21 protein-coding genes are annotated in these 21,058 nt (G+C 69.6%); 13 read left to right on the top strand and 8 right to left on the bottom strand.

Going from position 1 to position 21,058, the window contains the following annotated elements; all coding sequences use genetic code 11:
* Position 1: 1 nt before the first annotated feature.
* Entirely contained in the window at positions 2 to 880 is an 879-nt protein-coding gene (locus tag E0H92_RS03710) for a MarR family winged helix-turn-helix transcriptional regulator (protein ID WP_131495385.1), read from the top strand.
* Here E0H92_RS03710 and E0H92_RS03715 read toward each other — a convergent pair.
* Positions 870 to 1,961, bottom strand: coding sequence for a TIGR03118 family protein (locus tag E0H92_RS03715; RefSeq protein ID WP_131495386.1), 1,092 nt, complete (start codon positions 1,959 to 1,961; stop codon positions 870 to 872). The two genes, E0H92_RS03710 and E0H92_RS03715, sit on opposite strands and share 11 nt — an antisense overlap.
* 126 nt (positions 1,962 to 2,087) lie before the next feature.
* Between E0H92_RS03715 and E0H92_RS03720 the strand changes: the two genes are divergently transcribed.
* Entirely contained in the window at positions 2,088 to 2,894 is an 807-nt protein-coding gene (locus E0H92_RS03720; protein ID WP_131495387.1) for a PhzF family phenazine biosynthesis protein, read from the top strand.
* Here the strand turns inward: E0H92_RS03720 and E0H92_RS03725 are convergent.
* Positions 2,891 to 3,514 (bottom strand): hypothetical protein, encoded by a 624-nt coding sequence (locus E0H92_RS03725; protein WP_238152975.1) that lies wholly within the window; start codon positions 3,512 to 3,514, stop codon positions 2,891 to 2,893. The genes E0H92_RS03720 and E0H92_RS03725 overlap by 4 nt on opposite strands.
* Before the next feature lie 249 nt (positions 3,515 to 3,763).
* On the opposite strand from E0H92_RS03725, the gene kdpF reads away from it, so the two are divergent.
* The 7 genes from kdpF to E0H92_RS03760 are packed head-to-tail and all read left to right on the top strand — an operon-like array spanning position 3,764 to position 12,387.
* Positions 3,764 to 3,853 carry a K(+)-transporting ATPase subunit F gene (gene kdpF / locus E0H92_RS03730; protein ID WP_131283897.1) on the top strand — a complete coding sequence of 30 codons (90 nt, stop codon included), beginning with the start codon at positions 3,764 to 3,766 and terminating at the stop codon, positions 3,851 to 3,853.
* A complete protein-coding gene (kdpA, locus tag E0H92_RS03735) occupies positions 3,853 to 5,514 on the top strand; it encodes a potassium-transporting ATPase subunit KdpA (RefSeq protein WP_131495388.1) in 1,662 nt (553 codons plus the stop codon). The genes kdpF and kdpA overlap by 1 nt, the downstream gene beginning before the upstream one ends.
* An 8-nt stretch (positions 5,515 to 5,522) precedes the next feature.
* Positions 5,523 to 7,589 (top strand): potassium-transporting ATPase subunit KdpB, encoded by a 2,067-nt coding sequence (kdpB, locus tag E0H92_RS03740; protein ID WP_131496431.1) that lies wholly within the window; start codon positions 5,523 to 5,525, stop codon positions 7,587 to 7,589.
* Positions 7,590 to 7,603: 14 nt separating this feature from the next.
* Positions 7,604 to 8,236: a K(+)-transporting ATPase subunit C gene (kdpC, locus tag E0H92_RS03745; RefSeq protein WP_131495389.1), complete on the top strand. Its 633-nt coding sequence runs from the start codon at positions 7,604 to 7,606 to the stop codon at positions 8,234 to 8,236.
* Positions 8,237 to 8,253: 17 nt separating this feature from the next.
* Positions 8,254 to 10,821 (top strand): sensor histidine kinase, encoded by a 2,568-nt coding sequence (locus E0H92_RS03750; protein WP_131464587.1) that lies wholly within the window; start codon positions 8,254 to 8,256, stop codon positions 10,819 to 10,821.
* Positions 10,818 to 11,495 (top strand): response regulator, encoded by a 678-nt coding sequence (locus tag E0H92_RS03755; protein ID WP_131495390.1) that lies wholly within the window; start codon positions 10,818 to 10,820, stop codon positions 11,493 to 11,495. Before E0H92_RS03750 ends, E0H92_RS03755 begins: the two co-directional genes overlap by 4 nt.
* A 49-nt stretch (positions 11,496 to 11,544) precedes the next feature.
* Complete coding sequence (locus tag E0H92_RS03760) at positions 11,545 to 12,387, top strand: hypothetical protein (protein WP_131495391.1); 843 nt, start codon at positions 11,545 to 11,547, stop codon at positions 12,385 to 12,387.
* A 3-nt stretch (positions 12,388 to 12,390) separates the two neighbouring features.
* Here the strand turns inward: E0H92_RS03760 and E0H92_RS03765 are convergent, their stop codons facing one another.
* From E0H92_RS03765 to E0H92_RS03775, 3 genes are all read right to left on the bottom strand, one after another.
* Complete coding sequence (locus tag E0H92_RS03765; RefSeq protein ID WP_131495392.1) at positions 12,391 to 13,812, bottom strand: aromatic amino acid lyase; 1,422 nt, start codon at positions 13,810 to 13,812, stop codon at positions 12,391 to 12,393.
* Positions 13,813 to 14,016: 204 nt separating this feature from the next.
* Positions 14,017 to 14,262, bottom strand: a complete 246-nt coding sequence (locus tag E0H92_RS03770; protein WP_131464595.1) for a type B 50S ribosomal protein L31 — start codon at positions 14,260 to 14,262, stop codon at positions 14,017 to 14,019.
* The gene (locus E0H92_RS03775; protein ID WP_131495393.1) at positions 14,259 to 15,332 is read right to left on the bottom strand and encodes a GTP-binding protein; all 1,074 of its coding nucleotides are present in this window, start codon (positions 15,330 to 15,332) and stop codon (positions 14,259 to 14,261) included. The genes E0H92_RS03770 and E0H92_RS03775 overlap by 4 nt, the downstream gene beginning before the upstream one ends.
* 53 nt (positions 15,333 to 15,385) lie before the next feature.
* Here E0H92_RS03775 and rpmG point away from each other — a divergent pair, with 53 nt between their 5' ends.
* Positions 15,386 to 15,553, top strand: a complete 168-nt coding sequence (gene rpmG / locus E0H92_RS03780; RefSeq protein WP_131283873.1) for a 50S ribosomal protein L33 — start codon at positions 15,386 to 15,388, stop codon at positions 15,551 to 15,553.
* Entirely contained in the window at positions 15,554 to 15,859 is a 306-nt protein-coding gene (rpsN, locus tag E0H92_RS03785) for a 30S ribosomal protein S14 (protein ID WP_131464599.1), read from the top strand.
* A gap of 12 nt (positions 15,860 to 15,871) precedes the next feature.
* Here rpsN and E0H92_RS03790 read toward each other — a convergent pair whose 3' ends face one another.
* Genes E0H92_RS03790 through E0H92_RS03800 form a run of 3 tightly spaced genes read right to left on the bottom strand, consistent with a single transcriptional unit; the run spans position 15,872 to position 17,723 of the window.
* Entirely contained in the window at positions 15,872 to 16,630 is a 759-nt protein-coding gene (locus E0H92_RS03790) for an IclR family transcriptional regulator (protein WP_131336098.1), read from the bottom strand.
* Positions 16,631 to 16,650: 20 nt separating this feature from the next.
* Positions 16,651 to 16,836 carry a hypothetical protein gene (locus tag E0H92_RS03795; RefSeq protein WP_131495394.1) on the bottom strand — a complete coding sequence of 62 codons (186 nt, stop codon included), beginning with the start codon at positions 16,834 to 16,836 and terminating at the stop codon, positions 16,651 to 16,653.
* Positions 16,833 to 17,723 carry a GNAT family N-acetyltransferase gene (locus tag E0H92_RS03800; RefSeq protein ID WP_238173303.1) on the bottom strand — a complete coding sequence of 297 codons (891 nt, stop codon included), beginning with the start codon at positions 17,721 to 17,723 and terminating at the stop codon, positions 16,833 to 16,835. Before E0H92_RS03800 ends, E0H92_RS03795 begins: the two co-directional genes overlap by 4 nt.
* A gap of 107 nt (positions 17,724 to 17,830) precedes the next feature.
* Between E0H92_RS03800 and hutH the strand changes: the two genes are divergently transcribed.
* Together hutH and hutU are read left to right on the top strand one after the other, a co-directional pair.
* Positions 17,831 to 19,372 (top strand): histidine ammonia-lyase, encoded by a 1,542-nt coding sequence (hutH, locus tag E0H92_RS03805; RefSeq protein WP_131495395.1) that lies wholly within the window; start codon positions 17,831 to 17,833, stop codon positions 19,370 to 19,372.
* A gap of 16 nt (positions 19,373 to 19,388) precedes the next feature.
* Positions 19,389 to 21,044: a urocanate hydratase gene (gene hutU, locus E0H92_RS03810; protein WP_131464605.1), complete on the top strand. Its 1,656-nt coding sequence runs from the start codon at positions 19,389 to 19,391 to the stop codon at positions 21,042 to 21,044.
* Positions 21,045 to 21,058: the final 14 nt, after the last annotated feature.

A 21,058-nucleotide genomic window follows, 5' to 3' on the forward strand; every position in this document is an offset into this window, starting at 1 on the left:
GATGGGTGTTGTGGAGGTACGGCGGTTCAACCGGGTCGTCACGCAGCGGGTCGGGGCGTTGCAGGACGCCTACCTGTCGCGCGGCCGGCCGCTCGGGCAGGACCGGGTGCTGTGGGAGATCGGGCCGGACGGCTGTGATGTCCGCTCGTTGCGGGCCCGGCTCGATCTCGACTCCGGGTACGTGAGCCGGCTGCTTCGGTCGCTGGAGGACGCTGGTCTGGTCCGGGTCGAGCGGAGCGGGCACGACGGCCGGGTGCGGATCGCGCGGCTGACCGAGGAAGGGCTCGCCGAGCGGCAGGTCCTGGACGAGCGGTCGGACGAGCTCGCGGCGTCGATCCTCGAACCGCTCGACGTGCGGCAACAGGACCGGCTGGTCGCTGCGATGAGCGAGGTGACGCGGTTGCTGACCGCGTCGATGGTGCGGGTCGCCGTGGTGGATCCTCGGCTGCCGGTCGCGCAGTACTGCTTGGAGTCGTACTTCGCCGAGCTCGGTGACCGCTTCGAGGCCGGCTTCGACAAGTCTCGCAGCATCTCTGCGGACAACGCTGAGCTGACACCTCCCGCCGGATCGTTGCTGATAGCAACCCTTCACTCGGAGCCGGTCGGCTGCGGAGCACTCAAGTTCCACGGGAGCGACCCCGCCGAGATCAAACGGATGTGGGTCGCTCCCGAGGCCCGCGGCCTAGGTCTGGGCCGCCGCCTTCTCACCGAACTCGAGCGCGAGGCGATCGCCTACGGTGCCCCCGTCGTACGGCTGGAAACCAACCGCAACCTGACCGAGGCGATCGCCCTCTACCGCTCAGCGGGCTACCAGGAGGTGCCGGCCTTCAACACCGAGCCCTACGCCCACCACTGGTTCGAGAAAGCGCTCACCGCCTGAGCTGGCCGAGGAGGCCGTGGGTCTCGTTCGCGGGGCCGGCGGAGAACCAGAGGGCGTCGGGGCCGCCGGTGGTAGCAGTGCCCGGGATGAGCGCCCAGAGGCCATCGATGCTGAGGGTTTCGCCGTCGGTGGTACGGACCTGGCCGGTCAGCTTGTAGCGGTTGTGGGACCTGGGTTCGAGGATGTTGATCCGGCCGTCTCCGAAGTTGCCGACCAGGAGCGTGCCGGCCGGCGCGCCCCAGGAAGTGGGAGCGAGGGCGAGGGCCCACGGGGCGTTCAGGCTGCTCCGGGACGCGACCCGGGCGACCAGTTTGCCGTCAGCGGTGAACTCGTCGACGAAACCGAGGCCGCGACCGCGGGTCGCGCGACCGGTCTGCGGGTCGGGCTTGGCGTAGGTGACGAAGATCCGTCCGTTCAGCGTCTGCACGTTGTACGGCGCGTATCCCTTCGGCAGCGCGAAATCGCGGAACGCCCACCACGGCAGCTTCACCGGCTGGAACGCACCGTCGAACACGTCGATCCGCCCGCGGGCGAAGTCGGCCGCGAACAGCCGGTCCGGCGCCGCGGCGATCGCCAGCCCCGTGTACACCGCGCCGGGCGTGGTCGCCTTGATGTCGGCCGGCCCGAGCAGCGGGTTGATCGTCGGGTTCCAGGCCGCGATCTGCCCGGTCAGAGTGGCGAAGATGAAGCGGGCCGGAGCGCTCGCGGTCGCGTTGCTGACCACGAACGAGGTGCCCGCGTTGGCCACCTGCCCGGTCGGCAGCGGCACCGTGACGCGGACGGTCGGCACCTTCGTCACGGTCGCCGAGCCCGGCGCGGACGAGTACAGCGTGGACGTCGACGTACCTTGGTTCGACACCCACAGCGGGGTCGTCGCACCCAGCGACAGCCCCCACGGATTCACCAGATCCGGATCCTGGAGCACGGCCTTTCCGGGCTCGTCGGAGACCAGGTTGACCTGCTGTACGGCGAGGGCGTGCGACGGACCGTGGGCGTCGGCGGTCGCCGGAGCGATCAAGGCGAGACTGCCGACGAGTGCGGTCGCCACGGCGAGTGGACGGCCCTTCGAGCGGAACGACATGTCACTTTCCTGTCGGTCGGAAGACTGGGACACCCTCGATACGGCCCGTTCCGCCCGGCGGTTCAAGGCCACTGGGACGAAAAGTGGTTATGGAACGGCGGTCGCCGCAGCCGTTAGCGTCGAGGCATGAGGATCCGTGTGGTCGATGCGTTCGCTGACCGAGCCTTCGCCGGGAATCCGGCGGGCGTCTGTGTACTCGAGGCCGGGGACTGGCCGGACGAGGCGCGGATGCTGTCCGTGGCCGCTGAGATGAACCACGCCGAGACGGCGTTCGTTCGGCCGTCGGAACGCGCCGACGCGGACTGGGATCTGCGCTGGTTCACTCCGACGAAGGAGGAGGTGCTCTGCGGCCACGCCACGCTCGCGACGACGCATGCGCTGGCCGCGGACGGCAAGGTGTCCGGAAAGGTCGCCTTCGCGACCCTGAGCGGCATCCTGACCGCGACGGTCGCCGACGACGGCATCACGCTCGACTTTCCGATCAACCGGCCGATCGAGGTGCCCGCTCCGGAGGGCCTGCGAGCCGCGGTGTCGGTCGAGCCCGCAGAGGTCTACGTCACGGGCGAGCTCCGCGATCTGCTGGTCGTCGTGCGTGACGAGGCGACGGTGCGTGCGGTGGTCCCGGACTACGACGTGATGACGGGGATCATCCAGCGCGAGAGGCTGCGCGGCGTGATCGTGACGGCGCAGGGGTCGGAGTACGACTTCGTTTCGCGGTTCTTTGCGCCCGGCAGCGGGATCCCGGAGGATCCGGTGACCGGGAGCGCGCACACGAGTCTGGCGCCGTACTGGGCCGAGCGCCTCGGGCGGGACGAACTGGTGGGTTACCAGGCGTCCGCCCGAGGCGGTGTCGTCCAGGTCGTACCGTCCGGCGACCGCGTCTACCTGAAAGGCCAGGCGATCACTGTCCTGGACGGGGAGCTACTGGTCTAGGCCCAGGTCTCGGCGTGGGTGGCCACGCCGTTCGGGGCGATGAGTTCGGTGACGACGTCCTCGGCGTCCGCGTCGAGCGGCTCGAAGGGCGGTTCGGGTACGACGTACGCGCGGGCGCCGGCCACCATCTCGATACCGGGCAGCTCGAACCAGGCCTCGCCGACCTCACGGCTGATCTCGTAGATCGCCTGCTCGGCGGAGTCGACCGGCTCGCGGTCACCGGACTCGTCCAGTTCGGCCGGGTGCCGCTCCTGCGCGGCGCGGCCGGCCTCGATCAGCGCGTCCAGGTCGACCACGCGCAGGTCGAACCGCGACACCACGCTGATCACATGGTCCTGCTCGACGTCTTCGTCCTCCTCGTCGTCGGCCGCATCGTCCAGCAGCAACGGCGACGTACCGGTGTGCTCGAACACCGCGTCGTTCCAGTCCTCGACGACGCCCTCGAGCGCGGCGTTGTGCTCGAACAGCGTGGTGTGTTCCTCGTCGCCCGTCATCGCGAGCAGGGCGTCGGTGTGCGCCTGGAGCCGTTCGGCGAGCTTGCGGCTCGCTTCGGCGAGGGCGGTCCGGGTCTCCGCGGAGAAGAACTGCTCGGCGGGGGCGGGGGTGTCCAGTTCAGTCACGTGGGTGATTGTCCCTTGTCTGTGTGTGCGGAATGCCAGCGCAAGTATGTGAGAAGCCTGTGAGAGCTGTGTCAGCGGGTGTGAGAGGCCTGCGAGAACCCTCCTGACCAGGCAGCTAGCGGTGTCCAGTTGACCTCATGAGCAATTTTCACCGTGAGGCGGCGCCGTCATGCATGACGTGATCTACCTCGCCGTCACCGTCGTCGTGTTCGCGGCCGTCTGGCTCGCGCTACGTGGAGTGGAGAAGCTGTGAGCGCCGAGAACATCGCCGGCCTGGTCGTGGCCGTTGCTCTGGTCCTCTACCTGATCGCCGCCCTGGTCTTTCCCGAGAGGTTCTGATGTCCGACACCGCTGCCGGCCTGTTGCAGGTCGGCCTCCTCCTCGCGTGCCTGGCGGCCGTCTACCGTCCGCTCGGCGGCTACATGGCCAGGGTCTACACGTCCGACAAGGACCTCCGCGTCGAGCGCTGGGCGTACAAGCTGTTCGCCGTCGACTCGAAGGCCGATCAGACCTGGGCCGTGTACGCCCGCTCGCTGATCGCGTTCTCCGCGCTGAGCGTCGTGCTGTTGTACCTGCTCCAGCGCCTGCAGCACTGGCTGCCGCTGTCGCTCGGCCTGCCGAACGTCGAGTCCGGGCTGGCGTTCAACACCGCCGCGTCCTTCGTCTCGAACACCAACTGGCAGAGCTACGTGCCGGAAGCGGTGATGGGCCACCTGGTCCAGTTCGCCGGCCTCGCGGTGCAGAACTTCCTGTCAGCGGCCGTCGGCATGACCGTCGCGGTCGCGCTGATCCGCGGGTTCGCCCGGGCCAAGACCGACCGGCTCGGCAACTTCTGGGTCGACCTGACCCGGACCACCCTGCGGATCCTGCTCCCGATCGCCGTGATCGGCACCTTGGTGCTGGTCGCGACCGGTGTGGTGCAGAACTTCTCCGGCGGTCACGAGGTGACCTCGGTCGTCGGTCAGACCCAGCACATCCCCGGCGGCCCGGTGGCCAGCCAGGAAGTCATCAAGGAGCTCGGCACCAACGGCGGCGGCTTCTACAACGCGAACTCCGCGCACCCGTTCGAGAACCCGAACGGCCTGTCGAACCTGTTCGAGATCTTCCTGCTGCTGCTCATCCCGGTCTGCATCACCCGGACCTTCGGCCTGATGGTCAAGGACAAGCGCCAGGGGTACGCGATCCTCGGCGTGATGGGCACGCTGTGGGCGGCCTTCACCTTCGCCGCGACGTTCTTCGAGAACCAGGGCGCCGGTACGGCGACCCGGGCCGCGGGCGCCGCGATGGAGGGCAAGGAGACCCGGTTCGGCGAATGGGCGTCGGCGCTCTTCGCGACCTCGACGACCGGTACGTCGACCGGCGCGGTGAACTCCATGCACGACTCGTTCACCCCGCTCGGCGGCGGTACGGCGCTGTTCCACATGATGCTCGGCGAGGTCTCACCGGGCGGTACCGGCACCGGCTTGTACGGCATGCTGATCCTCGCGATCCTGGCCGTGTTCGTCGCGGGCCTGATGGTCGGCCGGACGCCGGAGTACCTGAAGAAGAAGATCACCGCGCGCGAGATGAAGCTGGTCTCGCTGTACATCCTCGCGACGCCGACCGTCGTACTGGTCGGTGCGTCGCTCGCGATGGGACTGGCGGCGGCCCGGGCCTCGATCCTGAACACCGACAGCCCGCACGGCTTCTCCGAGGTGCTGTACGCGTTCGCGTCGGCCGGTAACAACAACGGCAGCGCGTTCGCCGGGATCAGCGCGAACATCCCGTTCTACAACACCGCTCTCGGTCTGGTGATGCTGCTCGGCCGGTTCGTGCCGATCGTACTGGCGTTGGCGCTCGCGGGATCCCTCGCGCAGCAGCAGCCGGTGCCCGTGACCCAGGGCACGCTGCCCACCCACAAGGCCCTGTTCGTGACGATGCTCGTCGGCGTCGTCCTGATCGTGACCGGCCTGACCTACTTCCCCGCACTGACTCTCGGACCCCTCGCGGAGGGACTGTGACCACCGTAATGACACCGCCCGCGCAGCAGCCGGCGGTGACCCCGAAGAAGGCGCCGTCGGGTGCCTTCGACCCGAAGATGCTGCTGACCTCGTTGCCGGACGCGCTGCGGAAGCTCGACCCGCGGGTGATGGTGAAGAACCCGGTCATGCTCGTGGTCGAGGTGGGCGCGGCCGCGTCCACGATCAAGGCGGTCACCGATCCCAGCGTGTTCGTCTGGTGGATCGTGGTCTGGCTCTGGCTGACCGTGATCTTCGCGAACCTGGCGGAGGCCGTCGCGGAGGGCCGGGGCAAGGCGCAGGCGGAGACGTTGCGCCGCGCCAAGACCGAGACCACCGCCCGGCGCCTGGTCGGCGACCGGGAGGAAGAGGTCCCGGCCACCCAGCTGACGCTCGGCGACCTCGTGGTCGTCGAGGCCGGCCAGATCATCCCCGGCGACGGCGACGTCGTCGAGGGGGTGGCTTCGGTGGACGAGTCGGCGATCACGGGTGAGTCGGCGCCGGTCATCCGCGAGTCCGGCGGCGACCGCAGTGCGGTCACCGGCGGTACGAAGGTGCTGTCCGACCGGATCGTCGTGAAGATCACCACCAAGCCCGGTGAGAGCTTCATCGACCGGATGATCGCGCTGGTCGAGGGCGCCTCGCGGCAGAAGACGCCGAACGAGATCGCGCTGAACATCCTGCTGGCCAGCCTGACCATCGTGTTCCTGATCGCGACGGCGACGCTGCCGACGTTCGCGAACTACGCGCACACGAACCTGAGCATCGTGATCCTGGTGGCCCTGCTGGTCGCCCTCATCCCGACCACGATCGGTGCGCTGCTGTCCGCGATCGGCATCGCCGGCATGGACCGGCTGGTGCAGCGCAACGTGCTGGCGATGTCCGGCCGTGCGGTCGAGGCCGCGGGTGACGTGAACACGCTGCTGCTGGACAAGACCGGCACGATCACGCTGGGCAACCGGCAGGCGTCGGAGTTCATCCCGGTGCAGGGCGTGAGCGACACCGAGCTGGCCGACGCGGCGCAGCTGTCCAGCCTCGCGGACGAGACACCGGAGGGCCGGTCGATCGTCGTACTCGCTAAGACGGGCTACGGGCTGCGTGAGCGCCACACCGGTGAACTTCCGCACGCGACGTTCGTGGAGTTCACCGCGCAGACCCGGATGAGCGGCGTGGACGTCGACGGCCGGCAGGTCCGCAAGGGTGCCGCCGGTGCGGTGAACGCGTGGATCAGCCGGCACGGCGGCACCACGGATCCGAAGCTCGGCGAGATCGCCGACGGCATCTCGGCCTCCGGCGGCACGCCGCTGGTCGTTGCCGAGAGCATCAACGGTACGGCGCGGGCGCTCGGCGTGATCCACCTCAAGGACGTGGTCAAGGAAGGTATGCGGGAACGGTTCGACCAGATGCGCGCGATGGGCATCCGGACCGTGATGATCACCGGTGACAACGCGCTGACCGCGAAGGCGATCGCCGAGGAGGCCGGGGTCGACGACTTCCTGGCCGAGGCGACGCCCGAGGACAAGATGGCGCTGATCAAGAAGGAGCAGGAGGGCGGTCGCCTGGTCGCGATGACCGGTGACGGCACCAACGACGCCCCGGCGCTGGCGCAGGCCGATGTCGGCGTGGCGATGAACACCGGGACGTCGGCCGCGAAGGAGGCCGGCAACATGGTCGACCTCGACTCCAACCCGACCAAGCTGATCGAGATCGTCGAGATCGGCAAGCAGTTGCTGATCACCCGCGGTTCGCTGACCACGTTCTCGATCGCGAACGACGTCGCGAAGTACTTCGCCATCCTGCCGGCGTTGTTCGCGGCGGCGTACCCGGGGCTGGACAAGCTGAACATCATGGGGCTGCACTCGCCGCAGTCGGCGATCGTGTCGGCCATCGTGTTCAACGCTCTGGTCATCGTCGCGCTGGTGCCGCTGGCGCTGCGCGGCGTCCGGTACCGGCCGTCGTCCGCGTCGGCGATGCTGCGCCGCAACCTGCTGATCTACGGCCTCGGCGGCCTGGTCACGCCCTTCATCGGTATCAAGCTCCTCGACCTGGTGATCTCCTTGATCCCCGGTCTGCGCTGAAAGGTTAGTTGTTCATGGCAAGCAATCTGCCCGGCTCGGTCCGGCAGTTCGGGGTGGCGCTGCGGGCGCTGCTCGTGTTCACGGCGGTCCTCGGGATCGTTTACCCGCTGGTGATGACCGGGGCCGCCCAGGCGCTGTTCCACGGCAACGCGAACGGTTCGATCGTCAAGGTCGACGGCAAGGACGTCGCCTCCGACCTGATCGGCCAGGCGTACACGATGGACAGCGGCAAGAAGGACTCCGACGGCGAGGCGATCATGGTCGCCGACCCGAAGTGGTTCCAGACCCGGCCGTCCGCGAGCGCGTACGACGGTGCGGCCAGCGGCGGCTCGAACCTCGGGCCGAACAACGCCGACCTCATCGCGGCGATCGACGAGCGCCGCAAGGCGGTCGCGGAGCTGGAGGGCGTCGACCCGTCCCAGGTCCCGCCGGACGCGGTCACCGCCAGCGCGAGCGGCCTCGACCCGAGCATCAGCCCGGCGTACGCCGCTCTGCAGGTCAACCGGGTCGCCCGCGAGCGGAACCTGCCGGTCGCCACCGTGCAGAAACTGGTCAAGGACGCCACGCAGGGCCGCACACTGGGATTCCTGGGTGAGCCCGCCGTCAACGTGGTGAAGCTGAACAACGCGCTGGCCGCGCTCGGCTGACCTGCGATCATTCGAGTATGAGTACTGGCGGCCGCGGGCATCTGCGGATCTACCTGGGTGCCGCGCCCGGCGTTGGGAAGACCTACAAGATGCTGGGCGAGGGTCAGCGACGGCTGGCCCGGGGCACCGACGTGGTGGTCGGGTTCGTCGAGACCCACGGGCGCGAGCACACCGCGGAGATGCTGGCCGGGCTCGAGACGATCCCGCGCCGGATCCTGGACTACCGCGGCGCGAGCTTCACCGAGATGGACATCGACGCGGTGCTCGCGCGCCGGCCGGAGGTTGCGCTGGTCGACGAACTGGCGCACACCAACGTCCCCGGCAGCCGGAACGAGAAGCGCTGGCAGGACATCGAGGAGCTGCTGGCCGCCGGGATCGACGTGATCTCGGCGGTCAACATCCAGCACCTCGAATCGATCAACGACGTGGTCGAGAAGATCACCGGCGTACCGCAGCAGGAGAAGGTCCCGGACCGCGTGGTCCGGGCCGCGGACCAGATCGAACTCGTCGACATGACGCCGGAGGCGCTGCGCCGGCGGATGGCGCACGGCAACATCTACGCCGCCGACAAGGTGGACGCTGCCCTGGGCAACTATTTCCGGGTCGGCAACCTGTCCGCGCTGCGGGAGCTCGCGCTGCTCTGGCTCGCCGACCGGGTCGACGCCGGTCTGCAGCAGTACCGTGCGGAACACGACATCGACTCCACCTGGGAGGCTCGCGAGCGCGTGGTGGTCGCGCTGACCGGCGGTCCCGAGGGCGAGACGCTGATCCGGCGTGCCGCGCGGATCGCGGCGCGGTCGTCCGGCGGCGATCTGCTCGCGGTCCATGTGGCGCGCTCCGACGGGCTGACCGGCGCGAACCCGACCAAGCTCGCCGAGCAGCGGAACCTGGTCGAGAAGCTCGGCGGGACCTACCACCAGGTGGTCGGTGACGACATTCCGGCCGCGCTGCTGACCTTCGCGCGGGCGGAGAATGCCACCCAGCTCGTCCTCGGCGGCTCGCGGCGCAGCCGGCTGTCGACGCTGGTCACCGGACCGGGGATCGGGTCGACGACGATCCGGGACTCCGGCGATATCGACGTACACCTGGTCACGCATTCGCTGATGGGCCGCGGCCGGTTGCCCAGGCTCCGGGGCAGTCTGTCCCGGAAACGGAAGATCCAGGGCTTCGTGCTGGCCGTCGCCCTGCCGCCGCTGCTCGCGCTGCTCCTCGGGCTCGGCGGTGACACGCTCAACCTGACCAGCAACGTGCTCGCGTTCCTGTTCGCGGTCGTCGTGGTGGCGCTGGTCGGCGGGATGTGGCCGGCGATGGTGACCGCGATCGCCGGCTCGCTGGTCCTGAACTGGTTCTTCACCCCGCCGAAGCGGACGTTCACGATCGCCGAGCTGAACAATGCGCTGGCGTTGCTGATCTTCATTCTGGTCGCGGCCATGGTCAGTACGGTCGTCGACCGCGCGGCACGGCGTACCAGACAAGCGGCCCGGGCGGCTGCGGAATCGGAGACGTTGGCGACCTTGGCCGGATCGGTACTGCGCGGTGAGACCGCGCTGCCCGCCCTGCTGGAGCGGGTGCGCGAGGCGTTCGGGATGACCGGGGCGTGCCTGATGGAGCGCGTCGACGACGACGAACTGACCGAGGTCTGGCGACCATTGGCCTCGGCCGGGACGCTGACCTGCACGCGTCCGGAGGAAGCCGACGCAGAGATCCCGGCCCGGGACGACCTGGTGCTGGTGCTGCAAGGGCATCAGTTGGAGGCGGACGAGCGCCGGCTGGTCGGGGCCTTCGCGGCGCACGCGGCCGCGCTGGTGGACCGGGGCCGGCTGAGCGAGGCCGCGGCCGAGGCGAAACCGCTCGCCGAGGCCGACAAGCTGCGTACGGCGTTACTCCGCGCGGTCGGGCATGACCTGCGCTCGCCGCTTGCCTCGGCCAAGGCCTCCGTCACGAGCCTGCGCAGTGACGACGTCGAGTGGAGCGACGCCGAACGCAAGGAGTTGCTGGAGACCGCGGACGAGTCGCTCGACCGGCTGTCGCGGCTGGTGGACAACCTGCTTGACCTGAGTCGGCTGCAGGCCGGCGTACTGCCGGTGTTCACGCGGCCGATGGCGATGGACGAGATCGTGCCCGGCGTACTGTCCGAGCTCGGTGACGATGCGGACCGGGTGACCGTCGACATCCCGCACACGCTGCCGTTGGTCGAGGCGGACCCGGCGCTGCTCGAACGCGTCGTGGCGAACCTCCTGGCGAACGCGATCCGCTACTCGCCGCCCGAGCGGCCGCCGCTGATCACCGGAAGCGCTCTCGGCGACATCGTCGAAATCCGGGTGATCGACCGCGGACCCGGGATCCCGCGCGCGGACCGGGACCGGGTGTTCGCGCCGTTCCAGCGGCTCGGCGACACCGACAACACCGTCGGCGTCGGGCTCGGGCTGGCGCTCGCGCGAGGACTCGCCGAGGCGATGCACGGCACCTTGCAGCCCGAGGACACCCCAGGTGGTGGACTGACCATGGTGGTCGCGATCCCGACCGCGCAGGCTTCGGAGGCCCCGGTTCCAGGCGCCCGCGAGAGATCAGGAGACACGGAGTGACCAGGGTTCTCGTGGTTGACGACGAGCCGCAGATCGTGCGGGCGTTGCAGATCAACCTGAAGGCGCGAGGGTACGAGGTGCATCTGGCCGGCACCGGTACGTCGGCGTTGAAGGTCGCCGCGCAGCATCCGCCGGAGCTGGTGATCCTCGACCTCGGGCTGCCGGACTTCGACGGCGTCGACGTGATCCGCGGACTGCGCGGCTGGACCGACGCGCCGATCCTTGTGCTGTCCGGGCGGACCGACCAGACCGACAAGGTCGAGGCGCTGGACGCCGGCGCGGACGACTACGTGACGAAGCCGTTCGGGATCGACGAGCTGCTGGCCCGGATGCGCGCCGTACTGCGGCGTAGCAACCTCGCCCAGGACCAGCCGGTCGTGACCGTCGGAGGCGCCGTCGTGGATCTGGCCGCGAAGCGCGTCACGCTCGAGAACGGCGAGGACGTCCGCCTCACCCCCACCGAGTGGCACTTGCTGGAAGTCCTGGTCCGCAACCCCGGCAAGCTCATGTCCCAGCGCCAGCTCCTGACCGAGGTCTGGGGCCCCGGCTACGAAACCGCGAGCGGCAACCTCCGCTTCTACATGGGCCAACTCCGCCGCAAACTCGAACCCGACCCCGCCCGCCCCAAACACCTCCTCACCGAACCAGGAATGGGCTACCGCTTCGAGCCGTGACGTCCGATTCGTTCAAGACCTGTCGGTGGGGATGGGTAAAGGTACGGGTATGGACATCTTCACGGCAGGTCGGGACTTTGTACGGCGGGACGCTCGGGTGCTCGAGCGGCGGCTCTTCGCGACAGTCTTCGAGGGAGCTGATCCGCAGGGGGTGGTCGACGCGTTGCGTGGGTTCCAGAACGCCGACGGCGGGTTCGGGCAGGGACTGGAGCCGGACAAGCGGTGCCCGGACAGCCTGCCGCTGGACGTCGAGGTCGCGTTCGACACGTTGCTCGCGGCGGAAGCCCGCGACGAGGAGATGGTGCGGCGGGCGGCGGACTGGCTCGACCGGACCGCGAACTCCGACGGCGCAGTGCCGTTGTGCGGTCCGGCGGTCGAGGGCTACCCGCGCGCCGAGCACATCACCGAGTGGACGTACCAACCCGGGGTCAACCCCACCGCGGGCCTGGTCGGCCGGCTGCACAAGCTCGGCTTCGAGCACCCGTGGCGCGACCGTGCCGGTGCTTGGTGCGCCGCGCAGCTGGCCGAGGCCCTCCCGGAGGACGCCCACGGTTTGCACGAGGCCCTGGAGTTCCTGGAACACACCGATGACGTCGACCTGGATCGCATCCGCGACTGGTTGCCCAAGCTCCAGTGGTTCCGCGCCGACGCCGCGGATCCGACGTACGGCGTGACTCCGCTGCAGCTCGCGTCGACGCCGGACAGCGTCTGGCGCCCGCTCTTCACCGACGCCCAGCTCGACGCCCACCTCGATCGCCTGATCGAGGACCAGCAGGACGACGGCGGCTGGGCCATCACCTGGGAACCCCCCGGCCTGGCCGCCCACCTCGAGTACCGCGGCATCGTCACGCTCGGCGCCCTCCGCACGCTGAAGGCCTACAACCGCCTCTAGGCCCTAGCCCGATTCGGCCGGATGTTCGACCTGGCGGTCGCCCCACTGGGTGAGTAGGCCGCGGGCGATCTCCAGGTCCTCTCGGAGTGAACGGTCGGCCAGGTCGTCCGGGAGCGCGGCGAGGGCGTCGGTCAGCCAGGGGCCGACGGCCGCCGGGGCGAGGTCGTTGGGTGTCAGGCCGGCCAGGCGGATCGCGCGGACTGCGGTGACGAGTTCGCTGGCGAGGACTTCACGGAGCGCGTCGAGGAGCTGCTTCGTCAACGATGCGGCTTGCGGGGCGAAACTCGCGTGGAGTTCGGCGCCGCGGGACAGGGTCGCCGTACCGAGAGTCGCCGGCTGCGCGGCGGCGCGAACCGCGGCGAGGGCGTCGTGGGCGACGTACTCGATCATCATCACGCCCGAGCTCGCCTCGGCGCCGCTCGCCAGGAACCGGCTGAGGCCCGTGTAGTCCGGGTCGACCAGGTTCGCCACCCGGGTGGTCGAGAGGGTCGCGACGCTGTGCAGACTGAGCCGCAGCGAGTCCAGCGCGAGCGCGATCGGCATCGCGTGCCAGTTGCCGTTGTGCAGCACGGTGCCGCCGCTCACCAGCGGGTTCTCCGCGGCCGCGTTGATGTCGATCCGTACACTGTTGCCCAAGGCATCGGCATGGTCGACGGCGGGGCCGAGGACCTGCGCGAAAGCCCTTAATCCGAACGGATCCTGGACCCGCGCAGGCTTGAGCGGTAAGTCGTCGAGCAGTTCGCGCATCCGGCGCGCGACCCTCACCTGGCCCGGCTGCGGGCGGGCCTCCTGGACGCGGACGTCGTACACCTCGGCGTTGCCGCGGAGCGCGACGTGCGAGAGGGCGCCGACCAGCGGTACGACGTTGATCAGCGTGGCGGCCTCGACGTACGCGAGGCAGCACTCCGCGAGCGTGAGCGCGTTGCTGGACAGCAGCGGGAGCGCACTGGTCCCGTCGATGACGTCGCCGAGCGCGAGCCCGAGTTCGGCGAGCGGGCCGAGGTCGCCGGTGCCGATCGCGCCGCCGCGGTGCAGGTCCGGGAGATCGTCGTCGTTGAGCAGCCCGACGATCGCGTCGGCCACTGCCGGGTCGAGCCCGGACCCGCCCGCCGCGAGCTGGTTGACCCGGATCAGCAGCCCCAGCCGTACGACGTCCTTCGGGTACGACGTCGTACCGGTGGTTGAATGCGATCCGAGCAAGCGCGCGCCGTGCTCCGGGTCCGATGTCAGTACGTCGCGGTTCGCCCCGACGCCCGTGGTCCGCCCGTACACCGGCCGCCGCCCCGCGACCTCGGCCACCACCCGCGCCGACTCGTCCATCCGCTTCCGGGCGTCGTCACTCAGCCGCACCGCCGTACGCCGCTGCCCGAGCGCCACCGCCTCCAGCGGGCTCAACCCGGCACCCGTCAGCTCAACCGGCTCCATGCGCACAGTGTGATCCGCCGCACCCGCGAACTCCCACTACCCCACACCCCTTCCCATCTCGAATCCGAGACGAAGCCTCTCTTTGTGCCCTCACCAACCATTTCCAGGGCCCCGAAATGGTTGGTGGAGGCCCAAAGAACTCTCTGCGGCATGCAAAACGGCCCGTCGCCTCGGGGGAGGCGGCGGGCCGTTGAAGGCCAGTGGTTACTTCTGGCCGTAGCGCTTCTTGAACTTCTCCACGCGGCCCTGGGTGTCCATCACGCGCTGCTGGCCCGTGTAGAACGGGTGGCTCGCGGACGAGATCTCGACGTCGACGACCGGGTAGGTGTTCCCGTCGTGCCACTCGACGGTCTCGTTGCTCTCGCGCGTCGAACCGGTGAGGAAGCTGAAGTTGCCGGACTTGTCCCGGAAGACGACCCGGCGGTAGTCGGGGTGGATGTCCTTCTTCATGCTGCGGTACTTCCTTCCAAGTAGGGAGCGAACGGATCGGTCAGGGGGTGGACCGCTTCGTCCGCACGCAGGACACAACCGTCGAGGCGCTCCTGTAATTCCCGGGCGTCCAGGGCGACGCCCGTCAGCGAGAGGTACGACGCGCGATCGCCGTACTCGGGGTGCCACTCGAGGGCCGACCGCGCCTGGTGCTGCTGCCCGACGGCTGCCCAGCGGTCCGCCGGGAGGTCGGCCAGCCACGGACCGAGGATGCCGATCGAGATGTTCGTGCCGAAGCTGTCCCAGCTGAGCCGGCTGCGGTGCTGGGTCGCGATCCAGAGCGTGCCGCGGCCGCGGGCCGTGCCGGCGACCAGGTCCTCGAGGGCGTCGTACAGCCGCTCCGGGTGGAACGGACGTGCTGCCTGCCAGACGAAGGTGCGTTCCGACGGTGCGGCGATCGAGCCGTTTTCGACGGTGGGAACCTTCCGGCGGAGGCCGAGCAGGCCGGCCGGTGTGGTCCTGATCAGGAGTTGCGGGTTGATCGCCTGGACGAGTGTGCGGGTGCTTTCGTCGTCGTCGGTGAGGACGGCGGCGTTGGCGGACTCGAGTTGCCGTACGACGACCTCGGCGATCGCGCGACCGTCTTCGGCCGCGGTCGGGATGCCGCGCTCGCGGATCAGGTCTTCGCCGGTCAGGTCGGCGGTCGCGGTCGCCGTGTCGACGGTCGTGATGACCGCGTCGACGGTCAGGTCGGTGTCGTGCTCGATCTCGGTCGCGATCGCGTGCGTGTCGCCGGCGGTGGGGACGTTGACGATCGCGACGTCGTACTGCTCGACGGCGGCGATGCTCGCCAGTAGCTGGACGAGCGAGCCGCGCATCGCGCAGGAGACGCACGGGTGGTCCATCGTGATCACCTCGCGGTCGATCACGCCGGTCGCGGTGCGTGCGACCCGGACCACGGAGCCGGTGCTCAGGGCGCTCACGTCGTACTCCACCAGGACGCCCCGCGGGCCGGCGGCGGCCAGCAGATTCCCCGCGACGGCGCCGCGGAACCCGTCGTCGAGACCCGTCAGCAAGGTCACCGGCAGCATCTGCTCTCCCGTCTTATTGAAAACGATAACCAGTACAAAGTACACTGTGCGGCATGGCCAAGCGCAACGACCTCCGCCCCATCGTCAAACTCCGCAGTACCGCAGGCACCGGCTTCACCTATGTAACGCGCAAGAACCGCCGGAACAATCCCGACCGCCTGGTGATCCGCAAGTACGACCCCAAGCTCCGCGCCCACGTCGACTTCCGCGAAGAGCGGTAGATGGCCACCACGGCGAAGATCGCCCGCAACAACCACCGCCGCCGAACCGCCGCCAAGTACGCCGACCGCCGCGCCACCCTCAAGGCGACCATCGCCAATCCGGCCACGTCGTCCGAGGACCGCGCCGAGGCCGTACTAAAACTCCAAAAGCTCCCCCGAGACGCCAGCCCCACCCGAATCCGCAACCGAGACACCACCGACGGCCGCCCCCGCGGCTACATCGGCAAAGCAGGCCTCTCCCGAATCACCTTCCGCCAACTGGCCCACCGAGGCGAACTCCCCGGCATCACCAAGTCCTCCTGGTAGCCGACGCCGGTTCTATCCGTGGAGGCGGCGGGTCAGGGCTTTGGCTGCTTGGCGGATTTTGTGGGCTAGGTGGGGGCGGTCGGTGGCGGGGACTGCGTCGGTGCGGAAGGTGACGCTGATGGCGGCTACCGGGTGGCCGGCGTGGTCTACGGCGGCGCTGGCTACCGAGGCGACGCCGGGGGTGATGAAGGAGTCCTCTACGGCGAAGCCCTGGCGTTTCTCGTCGGCGAGGATGCGGCGGAGTTGGGTGAGCGTCTGAGGTCCCAAGTCGGTACGCCGGACGAAGGACTCCGGCGCCGGGAACAACGCCCGTACCTGGGCCGGCGGGAGCTCGGCGAGGAGAGCGCGCCCGGAGGCGGTCAGAGTGGCAGGGAGCCGTACGCCGACGTCGGTCACCAGCGTGACTGGGCGCGGCGGCTGCTCCTTCAGTAGATAGACCAGCTCCCGACCGTGCAGTACGCCGAGATGCGCCGTCTGCCCCACCTCGTGCACCAGTTGCGCGAGCAGCGGCCGCGCCAGTCGCTCGAGCGGGTCGTGCCGCAGGTACGCGGACCCGATCTCGAACGCGGCCACCCCGAGCCCGTACCGCTTCTCCTCGGGCAGATGTACGACGAACCCCTCGTCGATCATTGCCCGCAGCAAGTGGTACGTCGACGAGCGCGGCAACCCGACCGCGGAGGCGATGCGCTCCATCGGTACGGGACCAGGCTGCGTGGCCAGAAACGTCAGCACCCGCAGGGTCCGGGTCGAGGCGGGAACGTTGCCGCTCACAACGGCACTGTAACCCGGTCTCAGACGCTGGAGCGCTTCTTCGCCCGGGTTCGGCGCAGCCAGTACCGGAAGCCTTCACCGGCGACCGCGACCGCGAACAGCCCGCCGGCCACGCTCCAGTCCATGAAGGACGGGCCGGACACCATGTACCCGATGATGAGGGCCAGCACCAGGAAGAAGGTCAGGGAGATCGCGAGGCGCTTCACAGTGCCTTCTCCGCGGTCCAGGCGCCGCCGGTCTCGCGGTAGCCGAGCCACCGGTTGACCGCGAGCATCGGTTCGTTCGCCGCGTCGTTCCCGGTCGACGCGACCGTGAACCCGGCCTCCCGTGCGCGGGCGAGCGCCACGGACTTCACCACCTTCGCCAGCCCGCGGCCACGCGCCGAGGGGATCGTCCCGGTCAGGTTCGACCAGATCAGCTTGCGGTCCGGATCCGCGGTCGTGGTCACGAAGGACAGCACCCGGTCCCCGTCCAGTACGGCGACACTCAGGTCGTACCGGTTGTCCGGGTTGGACCACGTCGTACGGCCCCATTCCTCGTACGCCGGTCCGCCCGACAGCCCGCTCGGGTCGTCGTCGCGCACCTGGACCTCGGCGTCGTACACCTGCCGCGGGTCCAGTTCGTCGTACGTCGCCACGCGCAAGCCCTCCGGCGGCGCGACCGGCTCGCGCGCGGCGGTCAGGTCGGCGGCGGAGTGCGACATTCGCCGGCCGATCGTGAACCCGCGCTTGGTCGCGAAGTCCCGAGAGTCCTCACTCACGACCACCAGCAGCCGTCCGGCGCCGAGCTCCGTGCACCGATCCGTGACCGTGGTCGTCAACGCACTCCCGATCCCGCGGCGGCGGTACTCCGGCGGCACCTGGATCGTGACCCGCACCCGCGGCGCCTGGGCGTCCGCCGGCGGCAGGTAGATGTTCGCGTACCCGACGACCTCCGGGCCGTCGACGGCGATCAGCACTTCCTGGCTCCGGGCGTGCTTCAGTTGCAGCTCGACGGCCCGCGCGGTCTTCACCAGGTGCGGCATCGCCGCGGCCCAGACCCGGGCGACCCCCACCGCATCCTCCGGCCGCGCCGTCCGGATCTCGAACACCATGGCAGGACTCTACGGCTACCGAGGGTCGCGAAGGCTGTCTCAGATCCGAGACGAATAGTGGTACGGCGCTGCTGTCCAGGAGCGACCGGGCGCGGTGCAATGTTCGGGTGGAACACACAGTGAATGTTGGCGTAGGACCGCTGACCCCGGCCGAAGTGGTCGCGGTCGCACGGTACGGCGCGCAGGTACGGATCGACGACCAGGCCCTCAAGGAGATCGCGAAGTCGCGCGCCGCGATCGAGGCGCTGGCCCACGCGGACACCCCGCACTACGGCGTCTCGACCGGGTTCGGTGCGCTCGCCACGCGGCACATCGCGCCGGAGCTCCGGGCGCAGCTGCAGCGCAGCCTGATCCGCTCGCACGCGGCCGGCTCCGGTCCCGAGGTGGAGACCGAGGTCGTCCGGGCGCTGGCACTCTTGAGACTGTCGACCCTAGCCACCGGCCGCACCGGGGTGAAGGTCGAGACGGCCCAGGCGTACGCCGGTCTGCTGAACGCGCACCTGACGCCGGTGGTCCACGAGTACGGCAGCCTCGGGTGCTCGGGCGATCTCGCCCCGCTGTCCCATGTCGCCCTCGCGATCCTGGGCGAAGGCAAGGTCCGCGATGCCGACGGCAACCTTCGCGACGCCGGCGAGGCCCTCGAAGCTCATGGTCTGCAGCCGGTCGTCCTGGCCGAGAAGGAAGGCCTCGCGCTGATCAACGGGACCGACGGCATGCTCGGCATGCTGCTCCTCGCGCTCGCCGACCTGGACCGGCTGTTCAAGTCCGCCGATCTGGCCGCCGCGATGAGCGTCGAGGCGCAGCTCGGCACCGACCGCGTGTTCGCCGAGGACCTGCAGGCGCTGCGTCCGCACCCCGGCCAGGCCGCGTCCGCCGCCAATCTGCGCGCGATCCTGAAGGACAGCGCGATCGTCGCCAGCCATCGCGGTCCGGACTGCAACCGGGTGCAGGACGCCTATTCCCTCAGGTGCTCACCCCAGGTTCACGGCGCCGCCCGCGACACCGCCGCGCACGCCGCGAGCGTCGCCGGCCGTGAGCTCGCCGCCGCGATCGACAACCCGGTCGTGCTCCCGGACGGTCGGGTCGAGTCCAACGGCAACTTCCACGGCGCTCCGGTCGGGTACGTGCTCGACTTCCTCGCGATCGCCGTCGCGGACCTCGCGAGTATCAGCGAACGGCGTACCGACCGTTTCCTCGACGTCGCCCGCAACCACGGCCTGAACGCGTTCCTGGCCGACGATCCGGGCGTGGACAGCGGCCACATGATCGCGCAGTACACGCAGGCCGCGATCGTCTCCGAGCTGAAGCGCCTCGCCGTCCCCGCGAGCGTCGACTCGATCCCGAGCAGCGCGATGCAGGAGGACCACGTCTCGATGGGCTGGTCGGCCGCGCGCAAGCTGCGTAAGGCGGTCGACGGCCTGCAGCGGGTGCTGGCCATCGAGATCCTCACGGCCGCGCGGGCGCTCGACCTGCGCGCGCCGCTGGACCCGGCGCCGGCCACCGCCGCCGTCCGGACCGCCCTCCGGGAGTACGTCGAGGGTCCGGGCACCGACCGGCATCTCGCGCCCGAACTCGAGCACTCCGTCCGGCTTGTTGCCGACGGCACCTATGTCACCGCCGCCGAGGCCGTCACCGGCCCGCTCCTCTAGAAAGGCTGGATCACCCATGTCCGGACCCCGTCCCGTACGCGCGCCCCGCGGAACCACCCTCACCGCCCGTGGCTGGCAGCAGGAGGCCGCGCTGCGGATGCTGCAGAACAACCTCGACCCCGAGGTCGCGGAGCACCCTGACGAACTCGTCGTGTACGGCGGTTCCGGCAAGGCCGCCCGCGACTGGAACTCGTTCGACGCGATGGTGCGCACCCTGACCACGCTGAAGGACGACGAGACGATGCTCGTGCAGTCCGGCCGCCCGGTCGGCGTCATGCAGACGCACGAGTGGGCGCCGCGGGTGCTGATCGCGAACTCGAACCTGGTCGGCGACTGGGCCACCTGGGAGGAGTTCCGCAAGCTCGAGGCGATGGGGCTCACGATGTACGGCCAGATGACGGCCGGATCGTGGATCTACATCGGCACACAGGGCATCCTGCAAGGCACGTACGAGACCTTCGGCGCGGTCGCGGAGAAGAAGTTCGGCGGCACGCTGGCCGGTACCGTCACGCTGACCGCCGGCCTCGGCGGGATGGGTGGCGCGCAGCCGCTCGCGGTCACGATGAACGACGGCGTCGCGATCTGTATCGACGTCGACTCCTCGCGGATCGACCGGCGCATCGAGCACCGCTACCTCGACGTACGGGCGTCGTCCGTCGACGAGGCGCTGCGGCTCGCGGAAGAAGCGAAGGCGGCGCGGCGGCCGTTGTCGATCGGAGTGCTCGGCAACGCGGCGACGATCGTGCCCGATCTGCTGCGGCGCGGTGCGCCGATCGACATCGTCACCGACCAGACCTCGGCGCATGACCCGTTGATGTACCTGCCGGTCGGCGTCGAGTTCGAGGACTGGGTGACCGCGCGCGAGAAGGACCCGGCCGGGTTCACCCAGCGCGCGCAGGAGTCGATGGCCCGGCACGTCGAGGCGATGGTCGGGTTCCAGGACGCGGGCGCCGAGGTGTTCGACTACGGCAACTCGATCCGGGACGAGGCGCGGAAGGCGGGGTACTCCCGGGCGTTCGACTTCCCCGGCTTCGTTCCGGCGTACATCCGGCCGCTTTTCTGTGAAGGAAAGGGCCCGTTCCGGTGGGCCGCGCTGTCCGGCAACCCGGCGGACATCGCTCGCACCGACCAGGCCATTCTTGACTTGTTCCCAGACAACGAGCACCTGAGCCGGTGGATCAAGATGGCCGGCGAGCGGGTCGCGTTCCAGGGGCTGCCGGCACGGATCTGCTGGCTCGGCCAGGGCGAACGCGACAAGGCCGGGCTGCGGTTCAACGAGATGGTGGCCTCCGGTGAACTCGAGGCGCCGATCGTGATCGGTCGCGACCACCTGGACACCGGCAGCGTCGCGTCGCCGTACCGGGAGACCGAAGGCATGCTGGACGGCTCGGACGCGATCGCGGACTGGCCGTTGCTGAACGCGATGGTGAACGTGGCCAGCGGCGCGTCCTGGGTGTCGATCCACCACGGCGGCGGCGTCGGCATCGGCCGGTCCATCCACGCCGGCCAGGTGTCGGTTGCCGATGGCACCGACCTGGCCCGGCAGAAGCTCGAGCGGGTACTCACCAACGATCCGGCGATGGGCGTCATCCGGCACGTCGACGCGGGCTACGACAAGGCTGTCGAGGTCGCCGACGACAAGGGTGTCCGGGTTCCGATGCGGGAGAGCTGACCACCCTCAGTATC

It is taken from the genome of Kribbella speibonae (genome assembly GCF_004331375.1).
GTDB classification, from domain to species: domain Bacteria; phylum Actinomycetota; class Actinomycetes; order Propionibacteriales; family Kribbellaceae; genus Kribbella; species Kribbella sindirgiensis.